Raw genomic sequence first — 16121 nt, forward strand, 5'->3', positions numbered from 1 at the left:
GTATTACAACTTCAATTTATATACTATTTTAAAATTTTTGCTCCTTCTGGTTTAGAAAAATAATTTTCTTCTACTTCATCAGAAAAACTAATATCACTAACATCTATTTTAGTAATATATTCTCCTAACCCGTTTTCCTCTTCTTCATTAGACCAATAGGTTTTAAAACCTTTAGCAAATACAATACCGTCTACAGTTGTTGTTCCTTGGGTAACTGTAATTTTTTCAGGAGCGTGTCCACCTTCAGGGAAATACTCTGGATAAGAAACAATGTATTTAAAAGCATCCACTAAATTAGTTTCTGCATTTATATACATAATGTAATAATCATCTGGAGCAGAACCAACGCCACCATCATAAGTAACTTTAACTACATTTTCTGTTTTTCCATTAAAAGTTACTTGTGGTAACAACTCTAAGTTAACACCTTTACCATCAAAAACAAATGGTTGACCAGAAAAGTATATTGGAGTTAATGCCCAAAACTTAGTGTCATACTCAAAAGAAGTACTATCTTTTGCTTTAACCCAAGACTCTTTGCCATCCCAACCAAAAAAATTACTCTTGTCTGTTATGCTATTGTGTCTTGCTTTGTTATTCCAAGTATCTATTGTTTGGTAAGAATCTCTAATACCTTTACCATTTAATGGTTGGTAATTAAATCTAAAAGATAAATAACCATTAGAATACCATTTTTTTAATCCGCCGTGCGCATCCATTGCACTCCATAAGACTTTACCTGCCTCTGTAGCATTTAATCTTTTACTGGCAGCAGTAACTCTTTTTTCTATCCAAGAGTTTGGTATTTGATATCCTAATTCTTCTGTTTGTTCTAGTGTATTTTTATCAGCTTGCTTTTTACTTGTTTCCTTACAAGCAACAAAACTTACTATTGCAAATAAACTTACAAGTTTTACTATTATTTTCATTCTCATCTATATTTATGTGTTAATATCTAGTAGTCGTTTTAACTTACAGAACATTTCAAAATTAAATAAAAAAAATCCCAAGACTTACGCCTTGGGATTTTTGTAGTATAAACTTAATTAATTAAGCTATTTTATTACGCTTACGTTCGTTTTCTGTTAAGTAAATTTTACGTAATCTTAAGTGCGCAGGAGTTACCTCTACGTACTCATCTTTTTGTATGTATTCTAAAGCTTCTTCTAAAGAGAATTTAATAGCTGGCACAATTTTAGCTTTATCATCTGCTCCTGAAGAACGTACGTTAGATAACTTTTTAGTTTTAGTGATGTTAACTGTCATATCATCACCTCTAGAGTTTTCTCCAATTACTTGACCTTCGTAAATATCTTCACCTGGATCTACAAAGAACTTACCTCTGTCTTGTAATTTATCTATAGAATAAGGAATTGCTTTTCCTGTTTCCATAGAAACTAAAGAACCATTTTGACGTTGAGGAATATCTCCACGCATTGGTTGGTACTCTAAGAAACGGTGTGCCATAATAGCTTCACCAGCAGTAGCAGTTAATAATTGGTTTCTAAGACCAATAATACCACGAGAAGGAATTAAGAACTCGCATACCATACGCTCTCCTTTTGCTTCCATACTCGTCATTTCACCTTTACGCATAGAAACCATTTCTACAGCCTTACCAGATACAGCTTCTGGTAAATCTATAGTTAAACTTTCTACAGGCTCACATTTAACACCATCAATTTCTTTAATAATAACTTGTGGCTGTCCAATTTGTAGCTCGTAACCTTCTCTACGCATTGTTTCAATAAGTACAGACAAGTGTAATACACCACGTCCAAATACTAAAAATTTATCAGCACTATCAGTTTCGTTTACACGTAATGCTAAGTTTTTTTCTAGCTCGCGCTCTAAACGGTCTTTAATATGACGAGAAGTTACAAACTTACCATCTTTACCAAAGAAAGGAGAATCGTTAATTGTAAACAACATACTCATTGTTGGCTCATCAATAGCAATACTCTCTAATTTTTCAGGGTTTTCAATATCGGCAACAGTATCACCAATTTCAAATCCTTCTAAACCTACAATAGCACAAATGTCTCCTGTATTAACTTCCTCTACTCTTAATCTACCAAGACCTTCAAAAGTATAAAGTTCTTTAATTTTAGATTTAGTAATAGTACCATCTCTTTTTACTAAAGAAATTTGCTGACCTTCTTTTAAGCCACCACGTTGTAATCTTCCAATAGCAATTCTACCTGTAAATGAAGAATAATCTAAAGAAGTAATAAGCATTTGAGTATTTCCTTCTTTTGGTTCAAAAGTTGGAATATGCTCTATAACCATATCTAATAATGGCTCTATGTTTTCTGTTTCGTTTTTCCAGTCGTCACTCATCCAGTTATTTTTAGCTGAACCGTATACTGTTGGAAAATCTAACTGCCACTCCTCTGCTCCTAACTCAAACATTAAGTCAAAAACTTTTTCGTGTACCTCTTCTGGCGTACAGTTTTCTTTATCAACCTTATTAACAACAACACAAGGTTTTAAACCAAGGTCAATTGCTTTTTGCAATACAAAACGAGTTTGTGGCATAGGTCCTTCAAAAGCATCTACTAAAAGTAAAACTCCATCTGCCATATTTAATACTCGCTCTACCTCTCCACCAAAATCGGCGTGACCAGGAGTATCTATAATGTTAATTTTTGTGTCTTTATAGACTACAGAAACGTTTTTAGATACGATTGTTATTCCGCGTTCGCGTTCTAAATCGTTGTTATCTAATATAAGATCACCTGTATTTTGGTTTTCTCTAAATAACTGACAGTGATACATAATTTTATCTACCAAGGTCGTTTTCCCGTGATCTACGTGGGCAATAATTGCAATGTTCTTTGTTGTTGACATAACTGATTTTTAAATGCATTTACCTTCCTAAATGCGCGCGCAAAGATACTCTATTTTTTTTACCCAAAAGCAAAAGATTACAATTTCTTATTATACTGATTTAGAGCTTGTTTACAAAATGTAAAATACTGGTAAAAACTACTATCTTTGCAATTACAAATTTAGAACACAGATGAACTTAGATCTTATACCTCAAATAAAACACACAAAAAGCGACAATTTTTTCTTACTATCTGGCCCTTGTGCTATAGAAGGAGAAGATATGGCTTTGCGCATTGCAGAAAAAATAATTACAATTACAGATAAGTTAGAAATTCCTTATGTTTTTAAGGGAAGTTTTAAAAAAGCAAACCGTAGTAGAGTAGATTCTTTTACAGGTATTGGCGATGACAAAGCACTTAAAATTCTTAGAAAAGTTTCTGAAACCTTTAATGTTCCTACAGTTACAGATATTCATGAAGTATCTGATGCTGAAAAAGCTGCAGAATATGTAGATATCTTACAAATACCTGCTTTTTTAGTTAGACAAACAGATTTAGTTGTAGCTGCTGCAAATACAGGTAAAGTTGTGAATCTTAAAAAAGGACAATTTATGAGTCCAGAAAGTATGCAACACGCCGTTACTAAGGTTACAGATAGCAACAACCAGCAAGTTATGGTTACAGACCGTGGTACTATGTTTGGCTACCAAGATATGATTGTAGATTTTAGAGGCATACCAACTATGAAGCAATATGCACCTGTTTTATTAGATGTAACACACTCTTTACAACAGCCAAACCAATCTTCTGGTGTTACAGGTGGTAGACCAGATATGATAGAGACCATTGCTAGAGCTGGTATTGTAACTGGTGCAGATGGTATTTTTATGGAAACACATTTTGACCCAGCTAATGCTAAAAGTGATGGCGCAAATATGTTACACTTAGACCATTTAGAGCGCGTACTAACAAACCTTGTTGCTATTAGAAAAACTGTAAATAGTTTAAAATAGAACATCAATTCATCAATCAAAAAACCAATCAAACTTACCAAACCAATGTTTAAAAACATCGTATTATTTTGTATTGCTTTAATAAGCACTACACAACTTGTTGCGCAAGAAAGTTACACATTTGGACAATTATCTGATTTTGATAAAAACTTTACTGTTTACGAAAAAGATAGTACAGCTAATGCTGTTGTACTTTATGAAAAAGGGAATAATCAATTCTTAGTAATTGATAACAAAATTTTAATCGAAAAAAAATATTATGTAAAAATTAAAATTTTAAAAAAAGAAGGTCTTGGTAATGCTAATATTATTATACCATTTAAATCTACTGAAAAAATTTCTGAAATAGTTTTTGATATAAACGCAATTACTCACAATAAAGATTCTCAAAATAATCTATCTCAAAGTGATATCTACCGAGTTGGTATCGGACTAAATTTAGGTGCGGTAAAATTTGCTTTCCCTAATGTAAAAGTTGGTAGTATTATAGAGTATGAATATACTTTATTGTCTCCATTTATTTATAATTTTAAAGGATGGGAGTTTCAGAGTAATATTCCAAAAATATATAGTGAATTTAATGCTAAAATACCCGGAAACTATAAATATAACAGAAGTTTAATAGGTTTTTTAAAGTTAGATATTAACGAATCTAAAAAAGAAAAGAATTGTTTTAATGTTGGATTTGCTTATGCTGCAGAATGTGAAGTTTTAAAATATGCTATAAATGATATCCCAGCCTTTGATCTAGATGAAGAATTCACTCTATCACCTCTTAATTATCTTTCTAGAATAGATTTTGAATTAGCTTCTACCGTGAGTTTTAACATAGGTAAAGTTCATAATTACACAGCAAGTTGGGAAGATGTAGACAAAGAATTTAAAAAAGATAAAAACATAGGTAGGCAATTAACTAAAAAAGGTTTTTTTGAAAAAAATGTACCAGAATCACTATTAACAGAGGGTGACTCTTTAACCAGAGCTAAAAACATTTTTAATTTTGTTAAAGATAGGTTTACTTGGAATAACAAGTATGGTATTTATAGAAACATAAGGGTAAAAAGTGCTTTTGATAATAAAACGGGAAATATAGGTGAAATAAATATATCTTTAATAAACTTACTTAATAGCGCCGGTTTAAAAACAGATTTAGTACTACTATCTACCAGAAGTAATGGATTACCAAAAAAATCGCACCCAGTAATATCTGATTTTAATTATGTTATAGCCAAAACAGTAATTGGAGGTAAAACTTATTTACTAGATGCATCTGACAAGTTAATGCCATTTGGTATGCTACCTTACAGAGCATTAAACTACCAAGGTAGAGTAATGGATTTTAAAAACGATAGTTACTGGGAAACTATTACGCCAGAAGAAGATAATCAACTTTATGTTTTAGCTAACTTAGCATTAGATCCAGAAAGTCATAAAATTACAGGTTCCTACAATGAAATGAATAGTGGTTATTTAGCTATTGAAAGAAAAAAAGTTTTAAATAGTACTACAGAAGATGATTATTTAAACGATAAGGAAAAAGAGATTGGAGCTAGTGCGGAAATTGACGAATATAATTTAGTTGAAGAACAAAGCAATGAAAAACGTACTGTTGAAAATTTCTCATACACTAATAACACCATACTAGACCAAAATACATTATACATAAACCCGTTTTTAGTTAAGTCTTTTAGCTCAACTAACCCTTTTACTGCCGAAGAGCGTAAATATCCAGTAGATTTTGGATTTAAACGTACTTATACATATGCAGCCAAAATAACTATTCCAACAGAATATACCATTGAAGAAATACCAAAAAATATTAACTTATCTCTACCTAACAAAGGAGGCAGATTGCAAATGTTGGTCAACTCAAAATCTAACTTAATTACAGTATCTTTTAAATTAATAATAAATAAAGAACAGTACAGTCCCAATGAATATTTTTCATTAAAAGAATTATTTAAACAAGTAACTAATGCTCAAAACAATTCTTTAATCGTTTTAAAAAAAGCATAACTTAATGTTAATTCGATAAAAAAAATCATAAATATTTTAGATTTAACTAGTTATTTTCTTACAAATCCAATACTTTTATCTTTCAATCAAAAATTAGATAAAGGATGAAAATCATAAAATGTTTATTTGCATTAACACTTGTTGTGCTTAGTTTCTCTTGTAAAGAAAAATCTAAAGAAAATGGAGTTACTATTGGCTCTTTATACATTTCTAAAGCTACATTAAAACCTGGTGACTCACTAGATCTTAAATACACAACAGATGCTAATGAAGAAGATATTAGTGCTTTTTATTATTACACTGTAGGCTCTAAAACCTACCCTGTAGATATTACGCTAAATAAAGCAGATAGTCTTTACAAATCTACCATAGTTATACCAGACTCTGCTACTGCCGTAGCTCTAAACTTTAAGAATAAAAAAGAATTTGACACTAACAATGATAAGGGATATCTTTTTCCACTTACTACTTCTACCGGAGATACAATTCCAGGTGCAATAGCTGGTTTGGCTAATTACCAATTAAGGATGGGCAATAACCTTGGTTTAAAGGTTGATGAAAAGATTGCTTTTGAAAAGATAAAGTCAGACCTGCTTTCTAATAAAGATTTACAAAAAGACTGGGATATGGTTTTTCCTAGAACTTATATAGCTAAAGATAAAGCTGGTGCAAAAGACTACATTAATTCTAGAGTAGCTTATTACAACAGTAAAACAGATTTATCTGAATTAGAATATAAAAATCTAGTGTCTTTATACCAGACTATTGAGAAAAAAGAAAAAATAGATTCTCTACAAATTGTAATGGAAGAAAAGTTTCCTACAGGGACTATGGCGCAACAAAAAGCCTGGTCTACTTTTTATAATGAACAAGACTACGATAAAAAAAAGGAATTGTTTGAAGAGTTTAAAACTAAGTTTGGAGCAAAAAGCAGGTTAAAAGATGTTGTAGCTACAAGACTTGCATCAGCTGCTATAGAAAACGGAAAAAAAGAAGAGTATGCAGAAATTATGGATCAAGTATCTGATAAAAGTATGTTGCCAAGCGCATATAATACTCTTGCTTGGAACTATGCAGAGAAAGGTGAAAATTTAGAATTTGCGTCAGAAATATCTAAAAAATCTTTAGACATAACAAAGCATGCAATTAATAATCCGGTTGATAAGCCTGTTTACATTACAAAATCTCAGTACATAAATAATATGACAAGTACTTACAATATGTATGCAGACACTTATGCTTTAATTAAGTATAAACAAGGCGAAATTGCAGAAGCAATTGCATACCAAAAAGAAGCTATTGCAGATGGAAAAGACCCACAATTAAATGAGCGTTATGTTATGTTTTTAAATTCTGATAAAAAACACGATGTTATTTTAAAAGAAGCTGCTTTATTTATTAAAGAAGGAAACACTACTGCTAAAATTAATGACTATTACAAACAAGCGTATGTAGCAAAAAATGGTTCTGAAGATGGTTTTACAGAAAATTTTGAGGCTCTAGAAAAAGTTGGTTATGACAAGTTGGTTGCTAAAACCAAAGAGGAAATGATTGATAAAAAGCCTAAAAACTTTAAATTAAAAAATACAAAAGGAGAAACCGTAGAACTTGCTGCTTTAAAAGGTAAAACAGTAATATTAGATTTTTGGGCTACATGGTGTGGACCTTGTAAAGCTTCTTTCCCAGGAATGCAACAGGCTGTAAATAAGTATAAAGATAATGACAATGTTGTTTTCTTATTTGTAGACACTATGGAAAGTGGAGATTTTGATACAAGAACCAAACTAGCAGGCGACTTTGTAAAAAATAACAACTACAGTTTTAATGTTGTAATAGACAATCCTGTAAAAGAAGGTAGTAGAGCTTACAAAGTAGCATCTAATTTTGAGGTTAATGGTATACCAACTAAGGTAATTATTGGCCCTGACGGAAATATAAAATTTGTATCTGTAGGCTATAGTGGTAGTACAGATAAATTAGTAAAAGAATTATCATTAAAGATTGACTTACTAAACTCGTAACCATTTACATTTAGTTATCAATAAGGCAACTCTAACCAGTTGCCTTTTCTTTTGCTTAGTTTTTAAAAGTAGATTTAGAACTTCTCGTTCCTAACAGCATAAGCATCACTTAAAACTGTTTCCAATACAGTGTTATTTACCTCATCTAAAGAAGTGTAGCGTAAAGATTTCATTTTTTTACGTCCATCAACAACCAGTAGCTCTGTATATTTTGTTAAATGTTGCCCGTTTTTAAAAACTAAGTCTACGTAGTTTTTATTACAGTTTAAATGACAAAACGGTTTGTCATCAATATAAAAATAAGGTAAACTATACTTAAATTTTAAGTCTACACTAGGCAGTGTACGAACTATAACTGCCTGTAAATGCATTAAAATAACTCTGTAATTTTCTGGTGCATTGTATATATACTCTTCTGCTGGTTTCATATTTTAAATATATAAATTTTAAAAAGGCTATTGCAAAATTGATTTATTTTAGTTTACTTTGTTTTTCAAAGTACTTTAAATATGGATTCTAAAAAATACTTAGACGACATTTCTGAGATTAAAAATATGATGAGCAAGTCGTCTCGTTTTATGTCTTTAAGCGGACTATCTGGAATATTAGCAGGTGTATATGCCTTAATTGGAGCATATTTGGCTCATAATATTATACGCCCTATTAAAACAGAACCTAGCGAATTAAAACGTTTTTTTATGACGTTTGGAGCATTAGATAGTTTACTCATAATTGCCTTAAGTGTTATGGTTTTAGCCTTAATTACAGGAACTATATTAACTTATTTTAAAGCCAAAAGAAGTGGTGAAAAAATGTGGGACGTATCTAGCAAACGTTTGCTACTAAACTTTTTATTACCGCTTGTAGTAGGCGGACTTTTCTGTTTGGTACTAATACAATACGAATACATAAAAATTGTAGCTCCTGCTACCCTTATTTTTTACGGGTTAGCCTGTGTTAATGCTAGTAAATATACCTTAGGAGGTGTACGTTATTTAGGTATTACAATAATTGCTATTGGGTTAATATCTACCCAATTTATTGGTTATGGTTTGTATTTTTGGGCTTTGGGTTTTGGAGTTTGCCATATTTTATATGGATCTTTAATGTACTTTAAACACGACCGTAAGTAAATATGAGTATTATAAATAATATTAACAAAGCATTTGATCACCGTATTAGGCTAGGCATTATGTCTATTTTAATGGTGAATGATTATGCCGATTTTAATATGCTTAAAGAATTGCTAGGCGCTACAGATGGTAATATTGCAAGCCACACAAAAGCGTTAGAAAAAGTAGCATATATTAAAGTAGAAAAACAGTTTATAGGAAGAAAACCAAACACTAGATATTCTGCAACAAACTTAGGCAAGCTAGAGTTTAAAAAACATATTAACGCACTAGAAAAATTAATAGGAAAATAACAATTCTATTTTTTTGCATTTTTACTTTGAAATACAAAGTACTTTAAATAAACAACTATGAGAGCATTAGTGTTAGAAAAATTATATGATTGGAGTAAAATACCCTACCAAAAGTTTTTAAAGAAAAACAATGCTTGGAACATAAAAATTAGCACATTGCTAAACTATCCTAAAGACACTTTAGGTAATGGTTTGGGACTTTTTATAACCAAACATAATTTTGAATTACAAGACAAATTAGAAAGTCATGATGTGTTTCATGTACTAACAAATACAGGTATTACAGTGCCAGAAGAAGTAAGTATGCAGTTTTATCTTATGGGTAATGGCAAACGTAGTTTGTATTTATACTCTGTTGTTTTTTTAGGACTACTACTCTACCCAGATTATTTTAAAACATTTAAAAAAGCATACTATAGAGGCAGCAAGGCATTACAATTTCATCAGCTAGATTTTTTAAAAATGCTGCATTTACCAATACAAAAAATTAAAACAACCTTTTTAATATCATAAATATGAAACAAAAATTAATTTTATTTATAAAATCAAATTTTAGCTTATTAGCCGCAATAAGTTTTGCCTTTTTAATTTTAGCGGTACGTATAAAAATTACAGGTTCTTTATTTTTTACTTTTTTAGTGTGGAACTTGTTTTTGGCTGGCTTACCCTATTTATTTTCTCAGCTATTAAAGTACCTAAACAATAGTAATGGTAATAAAATACTGCAATTAGGATTTTTTGCAATGTGGATGCTATTTTTACCTAATAGCCCATATATTATTACAGATTTAGTGCACTTGCAAAATGAAAACTCTATAATGGTATGGTTAGATTTGCTTCTAGTTTTTGTGTACGCAATTATTGGTCTATTACTTGGGTTATTTTCTATGATAGATGTTTACCACGTACTTAAAAGTAAATACAACACTAAAAACGCCAATTTTTTTATGATATACTCATGCCTACTTTGTGGCTACGGCATATACCTAGGTAGGTTTTTGCGTTTTAACTCTTGGGATTTATTTACCAAACCACAGGTACTATTGTACAATATTGCACACAGTTTAACCAATTACAACGTATGGGCAATGACTTTTGCTTTTGGTGGCTTGCTATATATTTTATTTTGGACGTTACAGTCTAAACTAATTATAAAAAAATAAGTTAATCTGTACCATCTACATAGTCTTGCAGATAAGAAAACCTATCGGTTAACTTGCCATCTTTTGTCATTCTAGCACGTTCTAACACTCCGTCTTTATCGTTATTAAAAAAGGCGGGGATAACGTGTTTTATAAAAGATTCTCCAAAACCTACGCTTGCATCTCTTGGCAACTCGCACGGTAAATTATCTACTGCCATTACTGCAATAGCGTTAGGATCTTTATAATCTGTTTCTTGCTCTGTGTTGGGGTTATACCCATATACAGGATCTGCAATAGTAGATGCTTTTATTGTAGATGCTACAGGACCATTAATATCACAACTAACGTCTGCAACTACTTTAATTTTAAAATCTGGTTGCTTGGCATCTTCTCTTGTAAACAAATATGGTGCTCCGTCTCCATAAAAATGACCCGCTATGTAGAAATCTGTTACTTTGGCAAACCTAAAAAAGTTAGATTTATATTCTGATGGATCTGTAAAAAACTCTTGTTTATTACTACGTTCACCATCTTTACGTGTGTTATAATCTAAAACGTCTATTTGGCAATATACTGGTATATTAAAATCATTTTTTAAGTATTCTTTTAAACTTACTTGTTCCAAGCCCATACCGTCTAACATTTCTTTAGCTCCGTTACCTACACGACCTTTACCTGTTAGTAGTATTTTTATATTGGGAAGTTTAATTTTTTTTAATTCTGATATTAATGCTGCTTGGTCTTTTAAAGTTTCAGCTTTTGGCAATGCAAATGTACCGTACTTTAGACCATAGGCTCTAAAACCGTTGTAAGCGCCAACAATACCTGCGTACCTACCAAATGCAACTAAACGTGTTTTTTTAGTGCTTACAATAACCTCATGATCATAAAACTCTATGTTTTTGTCTAAAATTGCTTTTAGTAAGTTTCTGTTGTAAGGCTGCTTTTTGATGGTGTGCGAAAAGAAAAAATATTTTTTATTTGGTATTAATGCGTCTATTGGTACTTCTTTTACACCAATTAACACATCACAATTTTGCATTTCTTGCGTTACGGTTACATTATTATCTGTGTATTCTGAATCTTTATAAACCCTAATGTCTGACGGTTCTACCAATACTTGGGCTTGTGGGTAAGTAGTATTTACTTTTTTACAGGCTTGTGGTGATAGCACTACTCGACGGTCTGGCGGGTTTTTGCGTTCTTTAATAATTCCGAATTTCATAGAAAATTGTTTTGTAACTTAAACTTTAAGTATAGTTGTAAATGTAACATATGACAAGATGACAAGCAAAACTTTTTTTGGAATACTTTTTGAACTACCTTTGCCGACCGCGTTAGGGATAGTAGCGACATCTTTTTTAAGTTCTTCTTTTTTTAGAACTTAAAAAAATATAGCGAATAGCCCGTTAAAACGCCATAATAATTACTTAAAATTGGGGCCGACTGGTTTTGACAGCGAGACTAATTGAACGGTAAGCACGTCGTGTAATGGCATTGAAACACGTTAAAGGCTAGACCAACTTTTTAAACGGCGAGAATAACTACGCTTTAGCTGCATAATCTGAATTATAGTAAGATTGGCCTAGGTACACAAGGTGTACAAGCTTTATGTCTCCGGAAAGCCTTTGTTGACGGCGTTCCATTTTGAGGCATCGTAAATGTCAATATAGATTAGGTAGCGCTTTGATGCCTTTTTGAAACTAAAGAAGATAAGTTATAAGTGGGTTGTCTTTAACCAGCTTATAAACGAAAACCCAAGAAAAGAATAAGCGTGTAGAAAGCTCTTTAATTACTTGTTTGGACGAGGGTTCGAATCCCTCCGGCTCCACAACAACAATTAGGTTGTAAAAACTTAAAAACCTGCTCGTTTAATTGAGCAGGTTTTTTTATTTTAATAACTGTATTTTACTATTAACTAATAGGTTCATTGTATACTGTTGCTTCTAATACATTTTCTATTGCGTCTGGAATGTTCTCTAGAATATCATACCCTGTTAGCTGCTCTATATTGTCTACTGTAGTTAAAAACTGTGTCCAGTCTGTACTAATATATTGGTTGTTAGGTATATTAATGGCTATTACTCTGGTTGATGTTGTTACACGATTTATGTCATTGGTGCCGTTTGGCAATATTAATGCTACTTTCCAAAAAGAATCTGGAACTGTTATTTCTCCGTTAGAAATTGTAGTAAAATAACCATTACTACCTATACCTCCAGTGCCTGTAACTCCTGCTATAATGTGTATCTCGTTTCCGTTTTGTATTAAGGTTCTTAAATAATTCTCGAAATTAGCCCATGACTTTCTGTTATTGTCTGGTGCTTGTGGTGCTATGTTTGTCATGTAATAAGTACTTTCATTAGAATCTGGATCTCCGTTTCTATCTGCTGACGGACAAATATGACCACGGTCAAAACCAGAATTTGTATAGTCGCTACTGGTTGCTTTAAAAAAACTACTTGGTAAATCTTGATCTGATTTAAAACAGTTACAACGTGTTACTGTTCCTGTCCAAGCTGTGCTTAAATGCCAACTTACCCAATTTGGGGTTCCGTTACTATTGTTATATGACAATGCAAAATCTGGTTTAGACAAAAAATAGTTATTGGCTGTACTTGCTGCATTAGATGGGTTACCAAAAGTGATATTACTATCTATATCTGGGTTTGTATTATTTAGTGGAGCTGCATCTATTTCTATATTATCTATATTAATTCTGCTACTACCACCAGATATTTTAAAAATTCCGTAGCGTACACTTGTGGTATCGTTAACCTGAAATGTAACTGTATTTAATGTGGTTGAGTTTGATGTAACTGTTGCTCCTACTAAGTACCAAGAGGCTCCATTGTCATAAGACGCCATTAGCCTCCAGTCTGAAGCACCGTTGGTACCATAAACAGCGTGGCGTATACGGACAGTACTTGCGCCATTATCCATATTAAAATTCATTACAGCATAACCATTATTTCTAATGCGTATAGATTTACTACCATATTTTCTGTCGTTTGATAATGAACCAATAAGCGCATCGTTTAAATACCATATACCAGAAGAAGGTATATTAACAGTATTGGCTGCGTAACTACCCTTAGAGGCAGACTCAAAGGTTTCCATAAAACTCTCTGTTTTTTGAGATTTAGAAATGTGCTTATGAGATCCGTGATTGTCTTGGTGATAACTTTTTACGTCTAGTTCTCCGTTTATAACTATTGTTTGCGGATTGTTAGGCTCATAAACTTGACTAGAATCGTCTGTTGTACAGCTACTAATTAGTAATGATGCTAATACAACTACATAGGTAAACTTAAATTTTGAATGTTTCATTAAAGTAGGTTTTAAATGATTGGGACATCAAATGTAGTTATTTACCTACTTTAAATATGTTTTTACTTATAGTTTAACATTAATATTTTATCATCTTAACATTTAGCATAACACTACATATCAGATATTTACAACAAAAAGAATTATATATAACTGGTAAACAAATTACACTTACCTATTTTTATTTATAAATTTAGTTGGATCTAAATAGCCTTTTTTAGTTTTTGAATATCCTGGGCCTACTGGTAAGTTTATATCTTCTCTTACCTCTAAATGTAAGTGCGCTAAATATTGACCATCTGCATTGCCAATTGTTGCTATTTTTTGTCCTTTTTTAACAAACTCCCCTTTTTTAACTATAATAGTATTGCAGTGTGCGTATAAAGACTCTACTATTTTATCATCTGCTTTAAGGTGCCATACTCTTATTACTTTTCCCCAACCACCTCCTATATCTTCTGCAAAGTTTACATAGCCATTTGCTATGGAATAAATGGGATCTCCTAGGTCTGTGTTGCCACCAGTAATGGCATTCCAGTCGTCTCCTAAATGGTTATTTTCTCCAAATACTTGCGCATTGTAATACCCTTTTGCATTTGGTTTACCAACAGGGAAATTAAAATTAGTTGCTATATAGTCTGTTTTACTTTTAAATATATTTTTAACTTCTTGCTCTTTGCTTACTATAGGCACAACCTGCTCTTTTACTTGCTCATGTTTTAGCTTGTTCTGTTCTTGTTTTTCTTGACCTTTAGAAAAAGTACAAGCAGCGCATAGTAGTAATAGTAGTGTGTATTTTAGAAGTCTATAATTTATCATATTAAATTAAGCAAGAGGTTCTTATAGGTTTAAATATTATTTTACATCCTTAGATTTTATTACCCCATTTATACTTTTATATTTTTTGTATGAGGTAATTTTTCCTGTATCATAAATATATTCATCATAATAATCTTGTGTAATATGATACACAAAATAATGTCCTTGAAACGGTTTATTATTTTTGTATTTACACGTCACAAATTTACCCGTAAACGGATTTAAACTTTTTTTTAGGGTAAGAACATCATTTACAAATGTATTTTCTGTTATTAATTCACCTTCATAAAATATGCTTTGTACTCCGTCTTTTTTTTTGTCCTTGTAATGGGTATATGTAACTTGTAACCAACTCTTTTTAATATCTAATCCATTTATAGGTTCATTATCTTTATATATACCAAATCCTATTTTATTGCCCTTACTAGTGTACCAATACACGCTATCCTTTTCTTTACCATATACTGTTGTAGCTAAAGGGTAAAAATCGTTTGGTGACAAAAATTCTATTCTCTTGGCCGTTACACCATTTTTATACAAATATTTAACTGTTGCAGCCTTATATATACCATTGTATACATCGCCATTTTTATATTCGCTAGTATACTCTATTTCACCGTTTTTTAAATAAACCGTAGTTTTTCCTTCTAATATTCCGTTGATATAGTTAGCTGTATTTGTTTTTCTTCCTTTTATATCATAAAAGGTAATTTCACCTTCCATAACTTCTTTTTCTAGGTTAGAAAAATGACCGTTCATTTGTAGCACACCATTTATAAAATAGTCTTTTACGTGAAAAAGAGAATCGTTTTTTTTGGTTACAAGCCTATAAAATTCAGCTTTATCCTTGGTTGTTTGTTTCCAATTTTTATCAAAATAAATTTTTGATTGGCTATAGGTATTCTGAAAAAGAAACAAGCATACAAATACCATTACAATTTTTTTTAGACCTCTGGTTTTTACAGTGTTCATTATATTTTTTTAAAAAAATTAAGTTGATAGTCCTTCTAAATTTGCCTCATCTATAAATTTTACTAGCTTATACTTTTTTAGCAAAAAAATTAAATATTTCCCCATTTGTTTAGAACAGCTACTTTTATAGTTATTTTTATTTTGAACATCTTCTACATCTATATTTCCTGTAATTGAAGAAATACGTACTTGAACTGCTATTTTACCTTTGTAATACATTAGAAACACTAAATTGTAATGATGCAACAATGCTCTAGATTGATCGTATGATTCTGGCCTTTTCAGCTTTCTTATAAATATATCTTGGTCTTTTTTACTTAAAAAAGCATAACCTAATTCTTTTTTGTATTCCTTAACTTTTGTTCCTGGAGTAGACATTTCTTTAGACTGTATATTCCAAATTGAAAACTGAATACTATCTACTGCAACGGGTATTAAATTTTGTTTAGGTTTATCTACTTGAGAAAAACAAACTGAAGAAATTAATAACAAACATAAAATTAGTATCTGTTTCATATTTTATAAATTAGTTAAAAACATCTATTTCT

At 31.2% G+C, this 16121-nt stretch carries 15 protein-coding genes and 1 other RNA gene; 8 read left to right on the forward strand and 8 right to left on the reverse strand.

Annotated elements, in window-relative coordinates:
- Window positions 1-23 precede the first annotated feature (23 nt).
- Window positions 24-929 (reverse strand): DUF6503 family protein, encoded by a 906-nt coding sequence (locus tag AX016_RS16265; RefSeq protein WP_100896617.1) that lies wholly within the window; start codon window positions 927-929, stop codon window positions 24-26.
- 121 nt (window positions 930-1050) lie between these two features.
- Window positions 1051-2850 (reverse strand): translational GTPase TypA, encoded by a 1800-nt coding sequence (typA, locus tag AX016_RS16270; protein WP_100896618.1) that lies wholly within the window; start codon window positions 2848-2850, stop codon window positions 1051-1053.
- A gap of 172 nt (window positions 2851-3022) precedes the next feature.
- Here typA and kdsA point away from each other — a divergent pair, with 172 nt between their 5' ends.
- From kdsA to AX016_RS16285, 3 genes are all read left to right on the forward strand, one after another.
- Window positions 3023-3844 (forward strand): 3-deoxy-8-phosphooctulonate synthase, encoded by an 822-nt coding sequence (gene kdsA, locus AX016_RS16275; protein WP_100896619.1) that lies wholly within the window; start codon window positions 3023-3025, stop codon window positions 3842-3844.
- Between the two features lie 45 nt (window positions 3845-3889).
- Window positions 3890-5860 (forward strand): DUF3858 domain-containing protein, encoded by a 1971-nt coding sequence (locus AX016_RS16280; RefSeq protein ID WP_100896620.1) that lies wholly within the window; start codon window positions 3890-3892, stop codon window positions 5858-5860.
- A gap of 104 nt (window positions 5861-5964) precedes the next feature.
- Window positions 5965-7881 (forward strand): TlpA family protein disulfide reductase, encoded by a 1917-nt coding sequence (locus tag AX016_RS16285; RefSeq protein WP_100896621.1) that lies wholly within the window; start codon window positions 5965-5967, stop codon window positions 7879-7881.
- A 74-nt stretch (window positions 7882-7955) separates the two neighbouring features.
- Here the strand turns inward: AX016_RS16285 and AX016_RS16290 are convergent, their stop codons facing one another.
- Complete coding sequence (locus AX016_RS16290) at window positions 7956-8309, reverse strand: DUF1801 domain-containing protein (RefSeq protein ID WP_100896622.1); 354 nt, start codon at window positions 8307-8309, stop codon at window positions 7956-7958.
- Window positions 8310-8390: 81 nt separating this feature from the next.
- Between AX016_RS16290 and AX016_RS16295 the strand changes: the two genes are divergently transcribed.
- The 4 genes from AX016_RS16295 to AX016_RS16310 are packed head-to-tail and all read left to right on the forward strand — an operon-like array spanning window position 8391 to window position 10470.
- A complete protein-coding gene (locus tag AX016_RS16295) occupies window positions 8391-9014 on the forward strand; it encodes a hypothetical protein (protein WP_100896623.1) in 624 nt (207 codons plus the stop codon).
- A 2-nt stretch (window positions 9015-9016) separates the two neighbouring features.
- Window positions 9017-9307 carry a winged helix-turn-helix domain-containing protein gene (locus AX016_RS16300; RefSeq protein WP_100896624.1) on the forward strand — a complete coding sequence of 97 codons (291 nt, stop codon included), beginning with the start codon at window positions 9017-9019 and terminating at the stop codon, window positions 9305-9307.
- A 57-nt stretch (window positions 9308-9364) separates the two neighbouring features.
- Window positions 9365-9820, forward strand: a complete 456-nt coding sequence (locus AX016_RS16305; RefSeq protein WP_100896625.1) for a hypothetical protein — start codon at window positions 9365-9367, stop codon at window positions 9818-9820.
- 2 nt (window positions 9821-9822) lie between these two features.
- Complete coding sequence (locus tag AX016_RS16310; protein WP_100896626.1) at window positions 9823-10470, forward strand: DUF1361 domain-containing protein; 648 nt, start codon at window positions 9823-9825, stop codon at window positions 10468-10470.
- A 1-nt stretch (window position 10471) separates the two neighbouring features.
- On the opposite strand, the gene AX016_RS16315 is transcribed toward AX016_RS16310, so the two are convergent.
- A complete protein-coding gene (locus tag AX016_RS16315; protein WP_100896627.1) occupies window positions 10472-11677 on the reverse strand; it encodes an NAD(P)-dependent oxidoreductase in 1206 nt (401 codons plus the stop codon).
- 213 nt (window positions 11678-11890) lie between these two features.
- Between AX016_RS16315 and ssrA the strand changes: the two genes are divergently transcribed.
- Window positions 11891-12286, forward strand: a transfer-messenger RNA (tmRNA) gene (gene ssrA / locus AX016_RS16320).
- 80 nt (window positions 12287-12366) lie between these two features.
- Here the strand turns inward: ssrA and AX016_RS16325 are convergent.
- The 4 genes from AX016_RS16325 to AX016_RS16340 all read right to left on the reverse strand — a co-directional run bounded on the left by AX016_RS16325 (window position 12367) and on the right by AX016_RS16340 (window position 16089).
- Window positions 12367-13782, reverse strand: coding sequence for a DNA/RNA non-specific endonuclease (locus tag AX016_RS16325; RefSeq protein ID WP_100896628.1), 1416 nt, complete (start codon window positions 13780-13782; stop codon window positions 12367-12369).
- 171 nt (window positions 13783-13953) lie between these two features.
- Complete coding sequence (locus AX016_RS16330; protein WP_100896629.1) at window positions 13954-14601, reverse strand: M23 family metallopeptidase; 648 nt, start codon at window positions 14599-14601, stop codon at window positions 13954-13956.
- 36 nt (window positions 14602-14637) lie between these two features.
- A complete protein-coding gene (locus AX016_RS16335; RefSeq protein WP_100896630.1) occupies window positions 14638-15573 on the reverse strand; it encodes a hypothetical protein in 936 nt (311 codons plus the stop codon).
- An 18-nt stretch (window positions 15574-15591) separates the two neighbouring features.
- Window positions 15592-16089 carry a hypothetical protein gene (locus tag AX016_RS16340; protein ID WP_100896631.1) on the reverse strand — a complete coding sequence of 166 codons (498 nt, stop codon included), beginning with the start codon at window positions 16087-16089 and terminating at the stop codon, window positions 15592-15594.
- Window positions 16090-16121 lie beyond the last annotated feature (32 nt).

Source organism: Cellulophaga sp. RHA19 (genome assembly GCF_002813425.1).
In the GTDB taxonomy this organism is placed as follows: Bacteria; Bacteroidota; Bacteroidia; order Flavobacteriales; family Flavobacteriaceae; genus Cellulophaga.